The sequence below is a fragment of the Salinactinospora qingdaonensis genome (assembly GCF_039539445.1).
Taxonomy (GTDB): Bacteria; Actinomycetota; Actinomycetes; order Streptosporangiales; family Streptosporangiaceae; genus Salinactinospora; species Salinactinospora qingdaonensis.
In genome coordinates this window covers 13881-34058 of the sequence record NZ_BAABDD010000012.1, presented here as the reverse complement: position 1 = coordinate 34058, position 20178 = coordinate 13881, and the positions used below count along the sequence as shown (strand labels likewise).

The 20178-nt window shown below is 66.6% G+C and carries 17 protein-coding genes; 9 read left to right on the top strand and 8 right to left on the bottom strand.

Annotated elements, in window-relative coordinates:
- Positions 1-51 precede the first annotated feature (51 nt).
- Both ABD848_RS14135 and ABD848_RS14130 read right to left on the bottom strand, forming a co-directional pair.
- Positions 52-2352 (bottom strand): PDDEXK family nuclease, encoded by a 2301-nt coding sequence (locus ABD848_RS14135; RefSeq protein WP_344971901.1) that lies wholly within the window; start codon positions 2350-2352, stop codon positions 52-54.
- Between the two features lie 106 nt (positions 2353-2458).
- Positions 2459-2788 carry a hypothetical protein gene (locus ABD848_RS14130; RefSeq protein WP_344971900.1) on the bottom strand — a complete coding sequence of 110 codons (330 nt, stop codon included), beginning with the start codon at positions 2786-2788 and terminating at the stop codon, positions 2459-2461.
- Positions 2789-2968: 180 nt separating this feature from the next.
- Between ABD848_RS14130 and ABD848_RS14125 the strand changes: the two genes are divergently transcribed.
- Together ABD848_RS14125 and ABD848_RS14120 are read left to right on the top strand one after the other, a co-directional pair.
- The gene (locus ABD848_RS14125) at positions 2969-3253 is read left to right on the top strand and encodes a hypothetical protein (protein ID WP_344971896.1); all 285 of its coding nucleotides are present in this window, start codon (positions 2969-2971) and stop codon (positions 3251-3253) included.
- Between the two features lie 215 nt (positions 3254-3468).
- A complete protein-coding gene (locus ABD848_RS14120) occupies positions 3469-4728 on the top strand; it encodes a hypothetical protein (protein WP_344971893.1) in 1260 nt (419 codons plus the stop codon).
- 156 nt (positions 4729-4884) lie between these two features.
- Here the strand turns inward: ABD848_RS14120 and ABD848_RS14115 are convergent, their stop codons facing one another.
- Positions 4885-5649: an SDR family NAD(P)-dependent oxidoreductase gene (locus tag ABD848_RS14115; protein ID WP_344971889.1), complete on the bottom strand. Its 765-nt coding sequence runs from the start codon at positions 5647-5649 to the stop codon at positions 4885-4887.
- 189 nt (positions 5650-5838) lie between these two features.
- Here ABD848_RS14115 and ABD848_RS14110 point away from each other — a divergent pair, with 189 nt between their 5' ends.
- Positions 5839-6495: a TetR/AcrR family transcriptional regulator gene (locus ABD848_RS14110; RefSeq protein ID WP_344971887.1), complete on the top strand. Its 657-nt coding sequence runs from the start codon at positions 5839-5841 to the stop codon at positions 6493-6495.
- Between the two features lie 293 nt (positions 6496-6788).
- Here ABD848_RS14110 and ABD848_RS14105 read toward each other — a convergent pair whose 3' ends face one another.
- The gene (locus ABD848_RS14105; protein WP_344971885.1) at positions 6789-7604 is read right to left on the bottom strand and encodes an SAM-dependent methyltransferase; all 816 of its coding nucleotides are present in this window, start codon (positions 7602-7604) and stop codon (positions 6789-6791) included.
- Positions 7605-8208: 604 nt separating this feature from the next.
- On the opposite strand from ABD848_RS14105, the gene ABD848_RS14100 reads away from it, so the two are divergent.
- The 6 genes from ABD848_RS14100 (at position 8209) to ABD848_RS14075 (ending at position 13543) form a co-directional block, all read left to right on the top strand.
- On the top strand, positions 8209-8559 hold the full coding sequence (locus tag ABD848_RS14100) for a hypothetical protein (protein ID WP_344971883.1): 351 nt from the start codon (positions 8209-8211) through the stop codon (positions 8557-8559).
- Positions 8560-8690: 131 nt separating this feature from the next.
- Positions 8691-10460, top strand: a complete 1770-nt coding sequence (locus ABD848_RS14095; RefSeq protein WP_344971881.1) for a polymorphic toxin-type HINT domain-containing protein — start codon at positions 8691-8693, stop codon at positions 10458-10460.
- Positions 10457-10933, top strand: a complete 477-nt coding sequence (locus ABD848_RS14090; RefSeq protein ID WP_344971879.1) for a hypothetical protein — start codon at positions 10457-10459, stop codon at positions 10931-10933. Before ABD848_RS14095 ends, ABD848_RS14090 begins: the two co-directional genes overlap by 4 nt.
- Before the next feature lie 242 nt (positions 10934-11175).
- Complete coding sequence (locus ABD848_RS14085; RefSeq protein WP_344971877.1) at positions 11176-11886, top strand: ABC transporter ATP-binding protein; 711 nt, start codon at positions 11176-11178, stop codon at positions 11884-11886.
- A complete protein-coding gene (locus ABD848_RS14080; RefSeq protein WP_344971875.1) occupies positions 11883-13214 on the top strand; it encodes a hypothetical protein in 1332 nt (443 codons plus the stop codon). Before ABD848_RS14085 ends, ABD848_RS14080 begins: the two co-directional genes overlap by 4 nt.
- Positions 13169-13543, top strand: a complete 375-nt coding sequence (locus ABD848_RS14075; protein WP_344971873.1) for a hypothetical protein — start codon at positions 13169-13171, stop codon at positions 13541-13543. The genes ABD848_RS14080 and ABD848_RS14075 overlap by 46 nt, the downstream gene beginning before the upstream one ends.
- A gap of 151 nt (positions 13544-13694) precedes the next feature.
- Here the strand turns inward: ABD848_RS14075 and ABD848_RS14070 are convergent, their stop codons facing one another.
- The 4 genes from ABD848_RS14070 to ABD848_RS14055 all read right to left on the bottom strand — a co-directional run bounded on the left by ABD848_RS14070 (position 13695) and on the right by ABD848_RS14055 (position 19999).
- Complete coding sequence (locus ABD848_RS14070; protein WP_344971871.1) at positions 13695-14669, bottom strand: ribose-phosphate diphosphokinase; 975 nt, start codon at positions 14667-14669, stop codon at positions 13695-13697.
- Positions 14670-14824: 155 nt separating this feature from the next.
- Complete coding sequence (locus ABD848_RS14065; RefSeq protein WP_344971868.1) at positions 14825-15769, bottom strand: pseudouridine-5'-phosphate glycosidase; 945 nt, start codon at positions 15767-15769, stop codon at positions 14825-14827.
- A gap of 18 nt (positions 15770-15787) precedes the next feature.
- Positions 15788-16015 (bottom strand): tautomerase family protein, encoded by a 228-nt coding sequence (locus tag ABD848_RS14060; protein ID WP_344971866.1) that lies wholly within the window; start codon positions 16013-16015, stop codon positions 15788-15790.
- A gap of 150 nt (positions 16016-16165) precedes the next feature.
- Positions 16166-19999, bottom strand: coding sequence for an amino acid adenylation domain-containing protein (locus ABD848_RS14055; RefSeq protein WP_344971864.1), 3834 nt, complete (start codon positions 19997-19999; stop codon positions 16166-16168).
- Between the last annotated feature and the right edge of the window lie 179 nt (positions 20000-20178).

Below are 20178 nucleotides of genomic sequence, written 5' to 3'. Positions count from 1 at the left end.
GGAGCGGGGCGGCGCGCTGTCTCCTCTCGGACACGCCTGACCGCCGGCTACCTACTTCTCTGGGACACGAGGCAGCCCGAGGTTGGTGAGGTGCTTGGAAAGCTCTTCACGGAACTTGGGGGTCTCGGGGGTGCAGGAGAGCGGCTTGGGGCGGTGGCTCTCCTCGTGGCCGGTGATCTCCCGGGCGGTGCCGTCTTGGTTGTGGGCGCTCTTGTCGGGCTCGTCTGTGGGCCACGAGAGCCACTTGATCAAGTCCTTGGTCCGCTTTACGTCTTCCGCATCCTCAGGGCGATACAGCGCTAAGGTCCGCCCAACTGGGCCACACGCCGTCTTCAACATCTCGTTCGCGGCGAACACCGCGTGCGCCCAATCCCCCTTGCTGATCCTTTTCCACTCGTACCTTTCCTCGGAAGAGGAATACCGCCACCGCCACCATGAGGGAGCGGCGAGCCCGATTGCGCGGTCGGCGATGGTAACGATGAGCGTGGGCCGCCGGTGGGCGGAGTACCAGTAGGGCCGCGAAACTTCTGAGGTACCACCAGCACGCACCGTCGTGTCCACCCAGACGGTGGTGGGCTTGGAGCCGGTCAACTCACACAGTTTCACCGCGGTCAACTCCAACGCCTCTATGTCGATCCGCGGTGCGGCGATCTCCGGTTCGACCCAGTCCCGCAGCGGACCTTGCAGCGGTTCGTAGCCATCCAGCACCAGTGGCCAATCCACGGCGGCCGGACCGAACGAGTCGAGTGTGCCGTGCGTGCGACAGGAGAGACGGCGAGTGAACGGCGACAGGTAAGTGACACACCCCCCATAAGCCTGGGCGGCCAGCGCCAACCCGAAGCTCATCGCCTTGGTACCGGTGGTGATGTCAGCAATGATTGGGGCACCGTCGGGGCGGTACTTCTCGATCTTCATGCTCCCCTGTTCGGCGAAGCCCGCGACACTGGCGGCTTCCTCCGGTGTGCCTTCGAAATTCACATGGTTCCCGTATTCATGATCAGCGCGTCCCCTCAGCTTTTTCCGGTCTCCGCGAGGGAGTGAGCGAAGGTACTCGCCATCAGCAAGTTGCTGAGACCATTTGCCGAATTCCTCAGGCTTCTCGACCGCGAACATCGCCCGCCGAACCGCCTGTTTCAGGTTGCTGTCACCGCGGCCCGCCCCCTCGCTCTGCTTGGTGCGCAGCAGCACAGTATGGGAAGGTGCGTGCGCGTGGACAGCGGCGAGAATCGCGAGATGACTGCCCCCCACCCCCATCAGCAGTAGCGGACCGTCCTTGTCACCAGGGTGAGGAGAGGTGGAGGTGTCCGTAAAGGCGGGCAGGTCGCTTGGCTGGGGAGGGTTCTTCACCTTTTTGGGATCGAAGAACGCCTCTCTCAGATCGCGCTCGTAACGGAAGTCGTTCTTCAGCTCCTCGAGCGAGTACACGAAAACTCCCGCCCCGTTCAGGTCCGGGTTGTAGTCCTTGAGCTGTTGGGGAGAGACCTGCCGTGGCGCTCCGGCATGGACGAAGAGCACCTGGGTAGCCGAGCCGAAGGCCCGGCGCGCTTTGGCAATGGTCCAGCCAGCGGCGTCCAAGATGCCGTTGGGGTTGCTCTTGACCTCCACGCACAGCACCCGGTGCCTGTAACGGACCACGAGGTCGAACTCACCCATATTGTCCTTGGACTTGGTGGGGTCCTTCATCACCTGGTTGCCCTGTACGTCCCACTCCCGAGTTTCAGGCAGCCTGTCGCGGAACAGGCCGTATACCCACGCCTCGTTCTGCTCGTCTTCGGGCAGTTTGTCCAATTCTCCGCGCCGCCAGGCATTCTGCTGCCTTTGTTGTCTCTCCACCAAGGAACGCAACGTGACGTCGTGCAGATGAGCCAGCTTCTCGATTTCCAGGGAGCCGGCGGCGACGCCGCCCGGGTGGCGCGAGCCGTCGGTGAACCATAGGGCGTCGGTGGTGACGTCGAGGTAGCTGCGCCATTCGTGCCGGTCGGGGAACCGGTCGAGGTGGCAGAGGGCTGCGCTGACGCTCATCACCTTGGTGCCGCCGGTGTAGCACAGTCGCCACGGCCGTTCCCCGAGCTTTTCCATGAGGTCCTGGAGCCGACCCTCCACCGTCTGGAAGTCGTTGACCTCTTTGCCCAGGTCGAAGGGCTCGATCGGGGCGATGCGCTCGATCTCGGGACACAGCTTTTTGGCAACCTCGGCGACACGTTTGGCCCGCCGGGCAGTGTGGGCGCTGTGCACCAGTACGAGGTGCCCCGGAGTAAAGGTCAGTGCCGAGAGCAGCGCAGGGGTGGGGCTGGAGCCGACCAGGGCGACCAGGGTGTCAGGGGAGTCATCCGGCAGGGGGCTATCGCTCATCATCTGTTCTCTCGTGCCGTTTCTGCGGAAATTCATATCTAACGCACCGTGCGGGGAGCCGGGGCGGAAATCGGGTGATCGGTAGGCCCGTGGCCTTGATCGGCCACTAGCCCGCCACTCGGCGACTCAGCGCCCGGCAGCCGACCACCGTGCCCTCCTCGGTACGGACCAGGTCGGTGGGCACCAGCAGGTCCGCCCGCTCCGGATGGGCCAGGGCGACGGCCACGGAGACGATGTAGCGAACATCGCCGACCGGTTCGGGCAGCTCCGCACGGCCGTAGTGCTCGGTCACGATGGGAACGCCCTCGATGGTTCCGTCGTCACTGCGCGTGACCATGACTCGGGCCGGCGCCTCGGCGGCGGCGTGGGTGTGCATGACGGCTCCCGCCGCATCGAAGATCGTCACCACGTGCGGAGTCAGATTGACCAGCCGCATGGGCGTCTCCTTCCTGTGGACCTGCCGTCGTGGGTCGGGTGGAGCGCGCCGCGATCCCGGGTTCGCGGTGCGCCGTCTCCTCCTCTGGGACACGGTTTCCTCTGGGACACAAGGGGTGTCCGCAAGGGGCTGCTGTCCGAGAGGCACGGGCGACGTCCCACGGTCGGTAAGGAGGGACTCATGGACCCCGACGACGAACGGCCGGCATCCGAGCCGCCGCCTCCTCCCGCCGATGAGGGCGGCGGAACGGCCTGGCTGGAGACCTACGTCAGACACCGGTTCGCTGAGATCGGCGACGAACTGACCGCTGAGGAGCACGAGGAACGGGGCGAGCGAGCGACGGGGACAGCCGAGAGCGTCGACGGTCCGGAACCGCCGGAGCCGCCGCAGGTCACCGCTGATGACATCGCCCCCCACCTGGCCCGGCTGGCCCGACGCTACCGGCGCGGCCCAGTGCAGGACTGAGCCACGGCCGCCCCGTTCTTGGAATTGGTTTTGCCGTCCGTACGAAAAGTCGCCTATGCTTCCTCTCGGCCACGCGCGCCACCATGACGGCGTTCTCGCCAGTCGGCGTGGGTGTGTCGGGTTACACGGCAATACGTTCCGATCCTTCGTGATCTGCGCTTTCCCGGAAGAGCTGGGGAAGGGCCCTGGCTCCCGTTTCCGGGAGGCGAAGAATCGTGAGCACGTGCTGCCTATTCGTTGAACTGCTGGACTCCGTCGACTTTCTGCGCGCCCTCACCACCGTGTCGGGCTGCCGCGACTGCCCCGGCGCTTGGGAGCACGAGCCGGTGTGGTCCTTGCAGTCCTGTGCGCTGCACGCCGCGCAGTTCGATTCGGCGTTGACCCTGCTGGCCGAGCACTGCCCGTGCCGCGACCACGGTGGCGGGGACGCCACAAGGATCGCCACGCGCATGGCCAAGGCGCACGACTGCCTGGCGCAGGGGCGTAGCGCTCTGATGTCAGCCGTGCGCCACCTGGCTTTCGCGCTGAACGACGCCGAGACCGAGCGCGCTTTCGCCCGGCTGCGCCACGTCTACCCCGTCTCGACCGGCGGCACGCTGCGGTGCGCGTTCTCCGAACGCCCGCGGCGCTGGGTGCGTCAGCGGATGGTGGCCTCGGCGATCGCGCCGACGGTGTTGGAGCAGGAGGCACTGGCCGCGCTGATCCTGGCCGCCGGCTTCGGCCACCCTGCCGCCGACCTGCCCGACGAGCCGGTGCAGCGCGCCGGCGCGATGGCGGAGAGCGACGGCTCCGGCCACACCGGCGACTCAGGGACGGTTCCGGTGGTCGACCTGGCCGGGCGCTCGGTGGGCACGCGGCGCCACGCGCCGCCGGTGTCGGTGGCCACAGCCGAGTACCTACTACGCAAACTGGAACAGCGCGCCGAGGGCGCCGACGCCGCGCGGGCGCGCACCACCGACCAGTGGCGTCGGGTGCGGCTGGGCGAGGAGTTGGCCGGGGTGAGCGCCCGCGGGTTGGCCGGGCTGCTCTGCGGGGTGCTGTCGCGCCTGGCCGAGCGGCTGCCGGAGCATTTCGCGCTGCTGGAGGCGGCGCGGGGCCGCAGCCGGGGAGCGCCCTACCGGCCCGTGGTCGAGGACGCGACGCCGGTCGAGGCACCGGTCAAGGAATCCGTCGAGAAAGCGCGCCCGGCGACGGCCGAGGTGCCCCCGGACGAGGACACCTGGCTGCGGTGGACGGTGACGATGCTGCTCGACCACGCGCGGCGGCATCCGGCCGTCTACGCCGCCAACCCGGAGGCGGCGTTGGATCGTTTCCTCACCTGCCACCTGCGCGAGCACGCCGCGAGCGTGCCCACGGCCTGGGCCGGTGCGTTGCGCGACGACGAGGCGCGCGCCGACCTGCTGGAGGCGCTGGCGACCGCCGCTAACACCAGTGAGGCCGCAGATCAGCGACAGGGCAGCACGGTTGACGGCTGAGTCCCCGAAACGGAGGCAGCGCCGGAGATCTCATCGGCGCGGGGCGTTATGGCGGCCATCGACCAATCGTCCCCTGTGTGCGCGACCCGGGGCCGTGGTCGCTGTTCGAGCGGCCACGGCTGCGGGAGGCTGCGCGAGAGTGGCTGGCCCCCGGGCTCACACGGCGGACCAGCCGTCGTCGACGGGCAGGATGACGCCGTTGACGTTGCTGGCGGCGTCGGAGGCGAGGAAGGCGATGGCGGCGGCGAGCTCGTCGGCCTGGGCCATGCGGCCCATGTTCTGGCCGTAAGCCCCCACGACCTGCGGGCCGCGGGCCTCGGGGTCGGCGTCGACGGTGATGCCGGTGATGGTGGCGCCAGGGGCGACCGCGTTGACGCGGATGCCCTGGTCGCGATACATCACCGCGGCGGATTTGGTCAGGCCGACGACACCGTGCTTGGCGGCGGTGTAGGCGGTGCCGGCGGCGCTGCCGCGCAGCGATGCCTCCGAGGCGGTGTTGACGATGGCGCCCGCCTGGTTGGCGAGCATGTGCGGCAGGACGGCGCGCATGAGCAGGAACGGCGCCGTCAGGTTGACGCGGATCAGCCGCTCCCAGACAGCGTCACTCACGTCGGCCGTGGCCGACATGTCATCCATGATCCCGGCGTTGTTGACGAGCACGTCCACGCCGCCGAAACGCTCGACGGCGGTCGAGACAACCTCGTCGACGACGGCTTGGGCGCTGAGGTCGCCGGTGACCACAGTCGCGGTCGCACCGGCGTCGTTGATCTCAGCGGCCACGGCGTGGGCGGTCTCGGAGTTGAGGTCGGCGATCAAGACGTTGGCGCCGGACGCGGCGAAACGCAGGGCGGCGGCTCGCCCGATTCCGGAGCCGCCTCCGGTGATGATGGTGTTCTTGCCGGTAAGACCTGAGTCGGACACGGTGTCCTCCGCTTCGTAAGGCTGCCGTCGGGGCAGCAGGGGTGTGGCAGTGCAGGCCAAAGACCACGGGATTCCTGACGAGCCACAAGTATCTGTCTTTCACCGACATTATGTCGTTCACTGACATAATGGGAACAGTAAAGTCCCCTGTGTTGAGCTCAGCGGGGAGAGGAAGGACAGGTACCGCACATGGCCGCCGGCCACACCGATCCGTTGCCGCCACGGCAAAGCCAGCACGCGGGTGGGCGTCCGCCGATGAGCGAGCGGCGCAAGGCGGCCTTCCGACTGGAGATCGCCCGCAGCGCTGTCCACCTGTTCACCACCCGGGGGGTCGCGGCCACCACCGGCGAGGACATCGCCGAGGTCCTGGGCATCTCGGCGCGCACGCTGTGGCGCTACTTCCCCAGTAAGGAGAGCTGTGTGCGCCCGCTGCTGACGAGCAAGCTGGACGCCTTCGTCGAGCTGCTGCGGGAGTGTCCCCGCGAGGTCGCCCTCACCGATTTTCTGGCACAGGCGCGACTTCCGGACACGGACGGTTTCCCGGCTGAGGAGTCGGTGTGGGAGCTGATCCGGATGACGCACTCCGAGCCGGGGCTCAGGGCGGTGTGGTTGCAGGTGCACCACGAGGCCGAGACTGTTCTCGCGCGGTTCCTCGCCGAGCGGGCGGGGGGCTCATCGGAGGATCTGGAGGTGCGTGTCCAGGCCGGCATCCTCAATGTGGCGCTGCGTGTCGCCGCCGAGGAGCGGGCATGGCACGGCCCCGGCGGGGACACGACTACCGACGTGTGGCGTCGGGCGCTGCTGACCGCCGCCGCGGGCCTTCCCGCCTTCGGGGAGAGCGGCTAAGTCGTTTTCGGAAAAGGCGGCGAGGGTGGGCGGTGAGCGCAAGCGGGTAAGCGCCTCCGCTGTCGTCTGGCGGGCCGGCGGGATCGCGCAGCGATCGAGGCAGGAGCCAACGAAGAACCCTTCCGCGGCCCCAGTCGTCCGAACAACAGAACCTGGCCCCGGCGTGGGCTGGCGCCGTGCCGGGGGTGCTCATTCCCGTAGGGTCGGCGCGGCATGTGGCCAGCGTGGCGGTACAGGAGCGCACCGGGATGGTAACGGCCGGCGTGGTGCCGGCTGTCGCCCAGAGTGAGGGTTTAGCGGGCGAGCCGCCCGAGCCCGCCGTAGCCCCACGCCTGTTCTGGCGGGTAGTAGGGCTCGTCGGGATCGGGGCGCCAGTCGGACACGTGGCACAGACCGGGATCGACCAGCTCGAACCCCTCGAAGAAGCCGGCGATCTCGGCGTAACCGCGGGTCTGTCCCGGCGAGGAGGTGGCGGCGTAGAGCTGTTCGAGCAGTTCGGCGCGTTCGGGCATGGTGTCGTTCTCGACGTGGGAGACGGCGAGGAAACTTCCAGGAGCCAGTTCCTCGCGGAGCTGGGCCAGGATCTCGTGGGGGCCGTCCTGGTCGCGCAGGAAGTGCAGCACGGCCACGAGCAGGATCGCCACCGGCTGCTCGGGGTCGATGAGGCGCTGGGTCTGCGGCGCCCGCAGGATCGTATGGGGCTCGCGCAGGTCGGCTTGGACCACGTCGGTGGTGACGGGGTCCTCAGCCAGCAGGGCACGGGCGTGGGCGAGCACGATGGGGTCGTGGTCGACGTAGACCACCCGCGCTTGGGGGTCGTGGCGGTGGGCGATCTCGTGGGTGTTGTCGGCGGTGGGCAAGCCAGAGCCGATGTCGATGAACTGGCGCACTCCGGCCTCGGCGACCAGGTAGCGCACCACGCGGCGCAGCCACAGCCGGTTGGCCTGGGCCATGGTGCGCACTTCGGGGATGCGGGCGAGTAGATCGTTGCCGGCCTGCCGGTCGGCGGGGAAGTTGTCCTTGCCGCCCAGGTAGAAGTCGTAGAGGCGGGCCGCGCTGGGGGTGGTCATGTCGACCTCGGGAGGCAGCGAACGTGGGCCGTCAGTCATAGCGAAGCCTTCGGGTCAAGCGAGCAGGGGCGATGCACGAAAACCGGCATGTGGGGGTCGATTACACTAGCGACATCGGTAGATCGCGTTGAGTGTCCGATATGAGGAGGCTAATTCGCAACTTTGCCCCCGTCGTAACTCATCTCCCAGGAGCGTCCAGGAGCACTAGGTTCTGTTTTTCGGACGGCTGGGGTATGGGGGCTGTGGGGATATTCTTCGTTCGCTCGTGCCTCGATCGCTGCGCGATCTCGGCAGCCTGCGGAGTGGCAGCGCACGCGCTCACCTACTTCCCCACCGCCTGTTCTCGCCGCCCCTTCCAAAAACAGAACCTAGCCTCCCCCTGCCCACCAAGGGAGACGCATGGGTACTGCCGGGCCGCCTCTCTGAGGCGGCGTGGGCTCCTGAGGTAGAGCTCCGCGGGTCTGTCGCTCATGTGGCGTGCACTCTATATCGGTGAGACCCCAAACAGCGTTTCGGCGAACATCTCTGAGACCAGTGTCATCTTTCCCATCATCTCTCCCTTTAAAGAGATGGTTAGAGTTAGCGTTGCGAACCTCCCATCGATCACAAGGATGCTCTCGTGCGCTCTCGTCTTCCCGCCTCCGTGAAAATCACGCGAGTTCTGCTGTTCGTGGCGGCCGGGTTCTACGGCCTTTCCGTCATCGTCGGCTTCGTCGTGGGCGGTTTCAACGGTGCGGTCACCGCCTACCTGCTGTGGGTGTGCTGGCCCGGCATCTTCGCCTTGGCCTTCGGCCTGCGGCTGCGTAACGGAGGGCGGATTCTGTTCTGGGCGATCGTCGCACTGCAAGCGGTACGGATCGTGATGTCGCTGGTCGTGCTGGGCAGCGGCGACACCAGCGGACTGACACAACTGATCCTGCCTATCCTCACCCTGGTGTTCGTATTGCGACGTGAATCACGTGATTTCTTCAAGCGCCCTCGTGACCAGCGATAACGAAAACAGTTGAGATATCCCGACAGTGATTTGGAAGCTATGAGCCAATAATTCTATGTACCGGTGGCGTCACGTGAAGCTACGATGTGCCGCGTTCATTCCCTGTCCCCTCCTGCGGATGGACAGCTACCGTGCTTCGACGCATCCACGATCCCGACCGGGGCGCCAGCCTGCTCGAATACACCGCTGTCATCGTCTTGGTCGCAGGGGTGGCAGCGGTTCTCATCGGCCTTGGGTTACCAACGATGATCGCCTCCTCGATCGACAGTGTTGTGGAGCGCACTCTCAGCCCTGGCGAGGGGACTGCTCCTGACACGGCAGCCTCCTCATCTGGCCCTGAGGAGGGGCAATCCCTGGGTGAGGGCGGTTCCGCTGAACCGATCGGCGGCGGCAGTGGAGGCGGTGTCAAGAACGCCTTCTACGAAGGTGAAAGCGATCCGGTGATCGACACCGCGCTCAACGATCTCAGCGGCGGGGCCGACATCACCTTCGCGAAGCTCTCCGACACTGGAGGCTCACAGGCCAGTTGGTGGGACCAGTTCAGTGGCACGAGCCAGGACTTGGCCCTCGACGCCTGGGACTCCACCAAACAAGGGTGGAACGACTTCTGGGACGATCCCGCGGAGTACGTCCAGGACTATGCCGAGGAGACCGTCGAAGGCACCAAACAGACCGTCGACATGTGGGTCGATGATTTCGGCGAGCGCTGGAACGGTGACGACGAACGTTTCGACCGGCGCTGGGACGAGGGTAACTACCTGGGCGCTCTCTCCGGTCGCTTCGGCGACTACTGGGCGACCGCCCTGTGGCGCGCCGAGGCGTCACCGGTCCACCTGGCCAAGACGCTGACCCTCGATCAAATCTTCACTGACGAGTACTGGGAGGCCAAAGGGGAGGACGGGTCGGGCAACGGCCGTTCCGACTCCATCGCGCTATGGAACGGCCTCAACTTCGTCAATCCGCTGCGGTGGGCGTCCCTGCCGTCCAAACTCGCCAAGGCCGGCGACGACGGTGACCGCGGCGGTCGCGACGAGAGTCCCGGCGAGGGCACGGTGCGCGCTGAGGGCCGGGACGACGACCGCTCCCAGGTGGGCACCGACTGCGCCCCCAGCAGCTTCCTGCCGGGGACACCGGTGCTCATGGCCGACGGCTCGACCTCGCCGATCGAGGACATCGAAACCGGCCAGCGGGTACTGGCCGCCGACCCCGCCACGGGGAAGGTGGAGCCGCGGGAGGTCACCCACCTCATCCACAGCGACGGCCGGAAAACACTGGTCGAGATCACCGTCACCGACGGCCAAGGCGACACCGGCACGGTCACCGCAACCCATAGCCACCCCTTCTGGGTCCCCGACCGGGATAGCTGGGTTCCCGCCGCCGACCTCCACCCCGGCACCTGGCTCCAGACCAGCGCCGGCACCTGGGCCCAGGTCTCGGCAGTCGAGTCCCAAACCGTGCCCAACCAGCGCGTCCACAACCTTACCGTCGCAGAGTTTCACACATACCATGTCGGAGCAGGAACAACGGAGCTTCTCGTACATAATTCTCCGGAAGACTGTGCTGAGAATTTCTCCGAGGAGAGCGTCTCCTCCGCATTCGAAGGGATGCGTAAGGGAGGCGGGCACGCGATGCGCCATCTAATCGAGGATGGAATCATCCCCAACAAGGGAAGTGTTTCTCAGAAGAGAGAGACATTCGAAGCAAAGACCTCCAAAATTTTAACAAACCCAAGAAAAAAGTTCTCATGGAAAATTGGAGGCACACCGAGCAACGCGTTCGCCGGAGAGGTCGACGGAGTAACGGTTGTGGTGTTCGTCGCAAAAGAAGGACCTTATAAAGGGCGTGTCATCTCGGCGGTAGCACCAGGACCTGAAAACAAGGAAAAATGGGGTCTGGAGTGAGTCAAGTCCTAGAAAATCTTCGCTGGGACGGCATCACACCGAGGGTCAGTATGTTTGTCGTCACAGAGTCAGCCAGAGCACCGAAGCTCGAATTCGATATCAAGGGGACCAAACCAAAAAAGACAAAGGTATTTCACCTAGAAGATGAAGATGAGACTCTACAAGGAGTGAATATATTCGAATACGACCTTACTTTTGACACCTTGCCAACAGACCCACTTCAGTATCTCAAGTCCTGTCTTAGGCAAGCGTGTATAAAAGGCGGAAACCTAGCATGGCTTGGCTTCGAGGGGTCCTTTCACTACGACCATCTGCTCACCGATGAAATCGCGGAAGAGATCTACGGAATCTGCGGCGAGAACGAGGAACCCATCGTCATCCTGGACGAGGAGGAACTTCACAAAGCTTCTTGGAAAGAAACACTTCAAATATATCGAAGCAAGCACAACCTCAGCCAGAGAGGAAAAACCTAGGGGACTCTACATCTGAGACTTTTGGGTGGCAACAGGAAGGTGGTGAACCGTCCAAAAGAGAGATCCGCATAGCAAAAGACTTTTCCACTCTTATCAAGCAAGAAATTGAAAACACCGAGCCAGATTACCAAGCCAAAAACCAAGAAATCGCCCCTCTTTTTTCATAGACGCGGCCGGCCACATAAAAAACCTTTCCCCGAGAAGCACCCAGGACTGCTGTGACCCTCCAAAAATCTTCTATCGTGCTGTTCGATCGTGTGGTGCGCGCTTACGGTGCGGGGGAGGTGATCGGCCCCGTAAGCCTGCGGGTGGAGGCGGGTGAATGTGTGGTGCTGGCGGGCGCGAACGGGGTGGGTAAGTCGACGCTGCTGCGGCTGGCCGCCGGAGTGGATCACCCTACCGAGGGCGAGATCGCGGTCCTAGGGGAGGCGCCGCGTCCAGCCGACCCCGAATTCCGGCGCGCCGTGTTCGCGCTGGAGGATGTGGCCTACTTCCCCGACCTCAGCGTGCGGGAACATCTGGAACTCGTCGCCGCCGGGCACGGATTAGGCGACCGGGCCAAAGAGCGCGTGACCGAAACACTGCACCGCTGCCGGCTAGCCGATCACGCCGACGCGAGCCCGCGCACCTTGAGCAAAGGACAGCGACAACTGCTGTCCCTCGCGGTGATGCTGCTGCCGCCATGGCCGCGGCTGTTGATCCTGGACGAGCCCGAGAACCACCTCGACGGCGCGGCCCGGCACTGGCTCGGCGAGACACTGCACGCGCTCAAAGGCGAGAACTCCGCGATCCTGCTGGCCACCCACCACGCCGAGTTCGTGGACGCCCTGGCCGACCGGGTCGTCACGCTCACGGCCGGCCAGGGTGCCGAGGACACCGACGACGAGGAGGAGAAGGACGAGTCGGCCGGCGAGGGCGGCGGCGACGAGGAGAAGCCGGAAGGTGCGCCGTGACGCTCGGCAACGCTTCGGAGGTCGAGCCGGCGTCGCTTCCCCAGCGCACCGCAGCGGTACTGGAGCGGCTACGCCGCCACCGCGCCGTCCGGGCGCGAAACCACCTGGGCGACCTCGCCTACCGGGTGTATGTGGTACTCCTCGTCGGTGCGCTCACCGTCGCTGGGCTGGTCACGACCGCCCGCGAGGCAGTGGAGACCATCTCGACCATCCCGCTGCCGTGGGCCCAGGCGCTGGCCGACGTCCTGCCGTTCGCGTTGCCCGGGATGTGCTTGCTGGTGCTGTGGGTCGGAAGCTACGACGCCACGATACGCGGGCCGGTGCGGGTCGACCCGGCCACCGTCGACTGGGTACTAACGCTGCCGATCGACCGGGCGGCCGTGCTGGTCCCGGCGCTGTGGCGCTCGATCGCGACCCGGGCGGCGCTGGGAGCGGTGGCCGGGATGGTCACCGTGATCGGACTGTGGCAGACTACGCTGCCCCTCCCGCTGAACCTCGCGGTGGCCCTGGCGTGGGCAGGGTTGGGCGGGGCGCTGCTGGGTGCGCTCACCGCCACGTTGGGCACCCTGGCCACAGCGTGGGGAGAACGGGCGCTGCGCGCGTGGCGGCCGATCTACTACGCCGCGCTGTTCATGTTGGGCGTCAGCGGCCCCCTCGCTTGGGGCGAGTCGGTGCCGCCGGCGACCGGGGTGCTGGCCCTGTGGTCGGGGCCGTGGGGGTGGGCCGCTCAGGTCATGATGGGGCCGGTCCGCCTGCCGGGTGCTTGGCCGGAGGCGGCGGCGCTGCTGCTGGCGGGGCTGGTGGCGGCTACGGCGGTGGTGGCGATGCGGCTGCTGCCCTGCCTTCCTCTGCCACTGCTGTCCGCCCACGCCGCCGCGGCCTCGGGAGTGCGCAGCGGCTTCTGGCTGATCGACGCGAGTTGGCTGGACACCACTTTCGGCGGCTCGCACCGCGCGCGTCCGCGCCGGTCGCGGCTGCCCCGCCACGGCGCCCCTGGCTCACCGTGGCCTGGCGCGACGCGCTCAACATGGCGCGCTCCCCCATCGCCACCACGCGCGCCGGACTGTTGGCGCTGCTCGCCGTCGCACTGCCCCGGCTTTTGCCCCATGTCGGCGACGCCTTCACGGTGGTGTTGTCCATGGCGGTTCCCACTCTGCTCTACCTCGCCGCCGCCCAACTGCTGGGCGGCGCCCGCAGCGAGGCCGTCGAACCGCGCCTGGCGCGCTACTTCCCCCACTCACCGGGTGTCCTGGGGCTGCTCCACGGGCTGGTGCCGCTGCTCGTGCTGGACGTGTTGGTCTGCTGTTTCGCCGCCGCCATGCTCGTAGTGGGCGCCGAGACGGCGACCGCCTTCGGGCCGCTCGCCCTGGTCCCCGCCGCCGTGGCCGCGGCGCTGGTCAACCTCTACCGCGGCACCCTGCCCGCCCACCTCTGGATCGGCTACGACACTCCGCTGGGCAACAGTGCTGTACTGCAAATCGTGATCTGGCACACCGCGGGCCTGTTCGCCCTGCTGGTCCTGGCCTGGCCCGTGGTCACCGCTGCCCTGATCCTTCTCCCGCTTTGGATGCAGGCCGTGTGGCTGCTGGTCGGCTCCACTCTGCTGGCCTGTTGGGGAGGCTGGCGGGCGCGCAACGCCTTGGCTATGGAGAGATAGCAGTCGATGAGGCGCGGTGATGGGGCGGATGGTTCTGCTCGGCTGTCGCCGAGGTGCGACAGCCGAGCACAGCGGCGGTCGGCCGCTGTTCCCCGCGGCCATGACCGCCGCTCCCCGGCCGGGGCCGCCGCCGGCACGGCCGGGGGTGGGGTCACAGTTCGGTCAGCAGGTTGGTCACCGAGCCGTTCTCGAAGATCTCGTGCACCGCTCGGGCGAGCAGCGGCGCCACCGACAGCACCGTGACCTCGTTGAGCCCCGTCTCGCTGGGGGTGGGCAGCGTGTTGGTGAAGACGAACTCGCTGACACTGGAGTTCTTCATCCGATCGACCGCGGGGTCGGAGAGCACACCGTGCGTGGCCGTCACGATGACGTCACGCGCACCGTGGGCGAACAGTGCCTCAGCCGCCGCGCAGATCGTGCCGCCGGTGTCGATCATGTCGTCGACCAGCACACACAGCCGATCGCGCACCTCGCCGACCACCTCGTGGACGGTGACCTGGTTGGCCACCTCGGCGGAGCGTCGCTTGTGCACGATGGCCAGCGGGGCACCCAACCGGTCGCACCAGCGGTCGGCGACGCGGACACGGCCCGCGTCGGGCGAGACCACCGTCAGGTTGTCGCGGTCGGTCTTGTCGGCGATGTAGTCGGCCAACACCGGTAGGGCGAACAGGTGATCCACCGGGCCGTCGAAGAAACCCACGATCTGGTCGGTGTGCAGGTCGACCGTGACGACGCGGTCCGCGCCGGCCGTCTTCATCAGATCCGCCATCAGCCGAGCCGATATCGGCTCACGCCCCAGGTGCTTTTTGTCCTGGCGGGCGTAGCCGTAGAACGGCACGATCACGGTGATACTGCGGGCCGAGGCCCGCTTCAGCGCGTCGATCATGATCAACTGTTCCATGATCCAGGTGTTGATCGGCGTGCTGTGGCTCTGGATCAAAAAGCAGTCGGCGCCGCGCAGCGACTCGTGGTAGCGGACGTAGATCTCGCCGTTGGCGAAGTCGACCGCCTTGGTGGGCACCAGCTCGGTGCCCAACTGTTGGGCGATCTCTTGGGCCAACTCCGGGTGTGACCGGCCGGCGAAGAGCATCAGCTTCCGCTCGCCGGACGTCGTAACGCCAGTCACGCGCTCTCCTTTCGCCGGTGAGGCCGTCTCATAAGCCGGGTGTGGCAGCCGAAACAGCCGCCGGGCGCGCCGCCGCCCAGGGCGGCGGCGACCGAGGCAACCGGCTGTGCCGGTGTGGGCATGGGGGGCTCCTGTGGGGTCGTGCGGAGGTGGGGCTAGCCGGCGGCGGTCTCGCGCCGGAAACGGGCGTGGGCGGCGGCGAGCCGGCCGCCGACCTCGGCGGTGCTGACGAGCACCGCCATGTTGGCCTCCGCGGTACGCCCGTCGGTGGCCTTGTCCACTGCGCGCATCAGGTACTTGGTGATCGCGTTGCCCCTGACCCCGTCCTTCTCAGCGAGCAGCATCGCCTCTTCGATCGCCGCCTCGGCTTGCTCCCGGTCGACGGCGTCCTCGGGGCGGGGCGGGGTGGTGATGAGAACGCTGCTGTTGTTGCCCGCCGCCCAGTGGTTCTCGACCGCGCGCGCGATGACGTCCTCGTCGTCGACGCGGTGCGGGCTGGGGATACCGCTGGAGGTGCAGTAGAAGGCGGGGAAGTCGTCGGAGCGGTAGGAGATCAGTGGCACGCACTGCGTCTCCAGGTACTCCATCGTCAGATTCAGGTCGAGGATGTTCTTGGCGCCGGCGCAGACCACGGCCACCTTGGATCGGGTGAACTGGATCAGGTCGGAGGAAATGTCCATCGTCGTCTCCGCCCCGCGATGCACCCCGCCGATGCCGGCCGAGGAGAAGAACGGGATACCTGCCAGCTCCGCGGCGACGACGGAGGAAGCCACGGTCGTGGCTCCCATGCCGCCGCGCGCGAGGACGATGGGCAGGTCCCTACTGCTGACCTTGGGGATGCCGGAGGTCGACGCGAACCGCTCGATCGCGGTGTCGTCCATGCCGATGATGAAGCGTCCAGCGTCGATGCCGATCGTGGCCGGGACAGCTCCCCCGGCGCGCACCGCGCTCTCCACCTTCCTGGCGGCGACGGCGTTGTCGGGATAGGGCAAGCCGTGGGTGATGACGTTGGACTCCAGCGCCACGACCGGATCGCCCACCCGCAGAGCCTCAGCGACCTCGTCGCTGAAGACCAGCGGGATGCTGCTGTGGGTGCTCATGTGTGTTCCTTTCACTGCTTAGCGGTAGTTCGGTGCCTTGAGCAGCAGGTGCTGGCGCTCGGTGATCTCCGGGCCGACCACGGTCTCCTTCCAGTCGGCCTTGGCCACCGGCTCCAAAGCGATCGAGACGGCGCCCTCGTAGGTGTCGAAGTTGTCCAGGATGAGCTGGGTGATCTGCTCGGAAAGGCGCTGCCGCTGTTCCTCGGTGAACTCGCGGGGGAAGTGCTTGATGTTGACGTGAGGCATGGTTGTTCCTCTCTCTTTCTCGTTGGGTGACTTTTCTCGTCGGGTGGCTTTGGCTTGGCGGTGGGGGCAGACCGGATCGGGGGTTCGGTCTGCCCCGCTGTGGTGCCAGAGGTTGCCGGAGGTCGTCGGACGTGGCTGCGAAACGGCCGGTCAGCCGGTGGAGTTGGCGCGGATCGCCGAGGCCAGCTCGGCCACGCCCTCCTCTTTCAGCACGCTGTAGTGGTCGTTGCTGAGGTTGACGATCGTGGGGGGAACCGCGGAGTAGCCGGAATGGCCCTCGATGAAGGAGTAGTCGTCGCCGGTGGCCTTGAAGATGGTCACCGGCGCGTTGAGGTGGCGTTCGGCCAGTTCGCGGAAGGTGTACTCGAACTCGTAGGTTTCGCTGACGATCCGGGTGATCCTGCGGATCAGCTCCTCGCTCAGCTCGGGGTAGCAGCCGTGGACAAACGACACGAAACTGTTCTCGTCGTGGGTGGCTTGGAGGCATTCGCGCAGCGTGGCCCCGCTGACGGTGCCGGCGAAGACGGAGAAGAGGATGGTCACGTAGGTGGGGTTGTCATAGGAGGCCACCCGCCGCTGGCGGTGTTCCTCGGCGCCGGGGACCTTCGGGTTGCCGGGACAGATCAGCAGCAGGTCAGTGACCTCTTCGCCGAGCTGCTCCAGTTGCCACGCCGTCTCGAAGGCCACACGGGCTCCGAAGGAGTACCCCCACAGCGTGTAGGGGCCGGTGGGCTGGCGGCGCCGGATCTCGGCCACGTCGGCGGTGGCCATCTCGCGGATCGTGGCGTAGGGGGTCTCCCCGGCGTTGACCCCGTGAGCTTGCACGCCGTAGAAGGGCCGGTCGCCGCCTGCCTCCCGCGCCAGGAGACGCAGATTCATCGGGTAGCCGCCCAGGCCCGGCCAGCAGAATATGGGGGACTTCCCGCTGTCGCGGTTGTTGAGGGGCACGAGGCGGGAGGAGGGCTCGTTGGTGTCGTTGTCGATGCGGGCCGCCAGATCGGCCAGCTTCGGGCTCTCGAAGACGACTTGGAGCGGCAACTGCGTGCCGAACTCGCGGTTGATCTTGTTGACCAGGGAAGCGGCGATCAGCGAGTTACCGCCGGCGGAGAAGAATTCGTCCTCGATGGAGACGCTGTCGTACTTCAGTGCCTTGCCCCACTCGTGGGCGAGCCACCGCTCGGACGGTGTCGAGGGGGCCACGTAGGGGGCTGCCGTGTCGGCGGAGGTGACTTGCTCGGAGGCGGCCAGGGCGTTGCTGTCGACCTTGCCGTTGGCGGTCAAGGGCAGCTCGTCGAAGACGAGGACACGGTTGGGGATCATGTAGTCGGGCAGGGAGTTGGCCAGCTCGTCCTTGATGATCTCGGCCGGGCCCTTAGTGTGGACGGAGTCCTCGTACATGCCCTGGCTGTGGATCTGTTCTTCGCTGACCTTGCCGCCGAGGAAGAAGTAGGAGGCGCCAGGGGTGATGTCGCAGGAGCTGAGGATGTCGTCCATGCGCAGCGCCGCGGGCAGGCTGTGGCCGGTCTTGGAGCTGTAGCCCGAAGACATGAAGCCCAGCCCGAGGTTGTTGCGTTGCAGGTGGTGCAGTTGCGCGCCGAGGCTGACGTACTCCAGCCACGCCCGGTCCTCGCGGCTGACGGCGGTGATGCCGAAACTGGCCCGATCGTAGACGCGCTGGTTGATGGCGATGACGTGCTTGGGCAGCACCAGCTCCTCGGAGATGCGTTCCAACTGCCCGCTGGTGTAGCGGTACTGGCCGGCGGGCAGGTCAGCGATCCGGTCGGGGTGGGCCTGCACGTACAGTTCGACGGCGCGCTGCGGGGGGCGGCCGTCGTTGGCGCCGATCTCGAACGTGCCCAGGTAGTAGTCTTCCTCGGCGACGTCGAGGTGGTCTTTGACGGAGGGGATGTGGTCCAGGGGGGCGATGGTGAGCCCGTGCTCGGGTAGCACTTCCTCGAACACACCCAGCATGTGGCCGGTTTCGAATTCCAGCACTTCCTGGATGTTGTTCTTGTACACCGGCTCGATCGCGCGTTTCTTGCCGGAGAAGTGCACCAGAAGGTAGGGGCCGGGGCGGTCGGTGGTGGGAGCGTCGCCGACGCGCACCAGGGTGTGGTCAATGGGGTGGTAGTAGTACACGCCCGCGTCCAGGCCGGCCACGCCGTCGGTCTCCAGGTACAACTGCGTCGCGTAGAGCGCGCCGGGAGAGGCGTAGGCGTATTTAGGCAGCAGCCGCTCGGAGCTGTGGTACTGGCCGAACCAGCGCAGGATCTGACCGAGCTCAGCGAAGCTGACCTGGTCGAGGCCGCGGGAGTGGTCGGGGAGCGTGCGTGGGGCGAGCAGCCGCTCGATGTCGGCGCGGCTGACCGCTCCGCCTTCGTAGAAGCGGTAGCTCTTGCGGGCGAAGACCTCGCGGCGCTGCTGTTCGGACTCCTGTTTGCCTGGCAGCTCCACCACCGGCCGGTGGGCGAGCTCGACGGGTTCGCGCAGGCCCGGGTTGGAAAGCTGGGCCTTCACCTGGAGCTTGTTCGCCTTGGACTGGTGGTGGGAGCCGTGGTTGCCCTGGTCCATCAGGGCGGCTTCCTTGGGGTTCAGCTCGACGCAGGCCACCAGGTTCTGGAAGCCGGTCCTGGCGTCGTCGGTGACGAGGGTGGCGGCGCGGCGCACCCAGGTGTGCTCCTCGATGGCCAGGGAGATCTCCTCCAGCTCAACGCGGTAGCCACGCAGCTTGACCTGGTTGTCGGCCCGGCCGGAGAACTGGATCGTGCCGTCCTCGTTCCAGGAGGCGAGGTCGCCGGTGCGGTAGAGCCGTTCGGTGGGCACGAACGGCGAGGCGATGAACCGTTCCTGGGTCTGTTCGGGCCGGTCGAGGTAGCCGCGGGCCAGTTGGGTGCCGCCGATGTAGAGCTCGCCGACTTCCCCGATCTCCACCGGGGCCAGGGTGTCGTCGAGGATGAAGCATTGGGTGTTGTCAACGGGCAGGCCGATCGGAACGGCACCGGTGCCCTCGTCGAGGGTGTCAGGGTCGACCAGGTGGGAGGTGGCGTTGATGGTGCACTCGGTGGGTCCGTACAGGTTGACCAGCGAGGCCCACGGCAGCTCGTCGATGAAGTGGCGGGCGAGCTGCCGGGAGAGCGGCTCGCCGCCGGAGAACACGCGCTTGAGCGTGGTACACAGCCGGAACTCTTCGGTGTCGAGCAGCGCCTGGAGGAGGGAGGGCACGCACTGTAGCGTGGTCACCTCGTGTTTGAGGATGGTGGAGATCAGCGCCTCGGGGTCGCGGTAGCTGCCGGGCGGGCTGACGAGCACGCGCGCGCCCACGGCGGAAGCCAGGATCTCCCACTGGGCGGCGTCGAAGCTCATCGGGGTCTTTTGCAGCACCGTGGTGGTGCGGTCCAGGTGGCCGCAGGCGTGCAGCCAGCGCATCTGTGAGACGACGCTATGGTTTTCGATCATCACACCTTTGGGTTTGCCGGTGCTGCCGGAGGTGTAGATGACGTAGGCGAGATCTTCGGGGTTCGGTTGGGGCAGGCTCGCTTCGCCCGCGTCTTGAGTGTCGGCCAGGGTGACGATTTGCGTGCCGTGGGGCGCGAGTTCGGCCAACCGTTCTGCCAGGTGCGGTTGGGTGATAATGGCCCGGGTACGGCTGTGCTCGATCATGTAGCGCAGCCGGTCGTTGGGGTACTCCGGCGAGAGCGGCAGGTAGGCGGCTCCGGCGAAGAGCACGCCCCAGGTCCCGATCACCAGGTCTAGGGAGGGTTCGACGTAGAGACCGACGCACTCGTCGGTGTCTACGCCCAGGTGGCGCAGGTAGGTGGCGAGTCGGCCGCTGGACTGCGCCAGCTCTTGGTAGGTGAGGGACTGGTCATCGCAGGCGACTGCTGTGGCCTCGGGTTGGGTCGCAACCTGGTGCAGGAGCATCTCGGGCAGACAGCCGGCAGAGAGAGTGTTCTGTCTTCGAGCCCTGACCTGGATGGTCTCCAAAGCTATACTCCTAACTGGTGTGATTCTCGGTGGGTTTCCTACGGCCGGACCGGGTGGCGGTGCGGCTGTGATGCCAACGGCAGGGAAGACACGTGAATCTGCGCTGGCATCGGCACGAGGAGTGCGTTGCTTCCCGATGGGAGTCGGCAGCTCCCCGGGGAGCGTGGTTTGTGCACTCT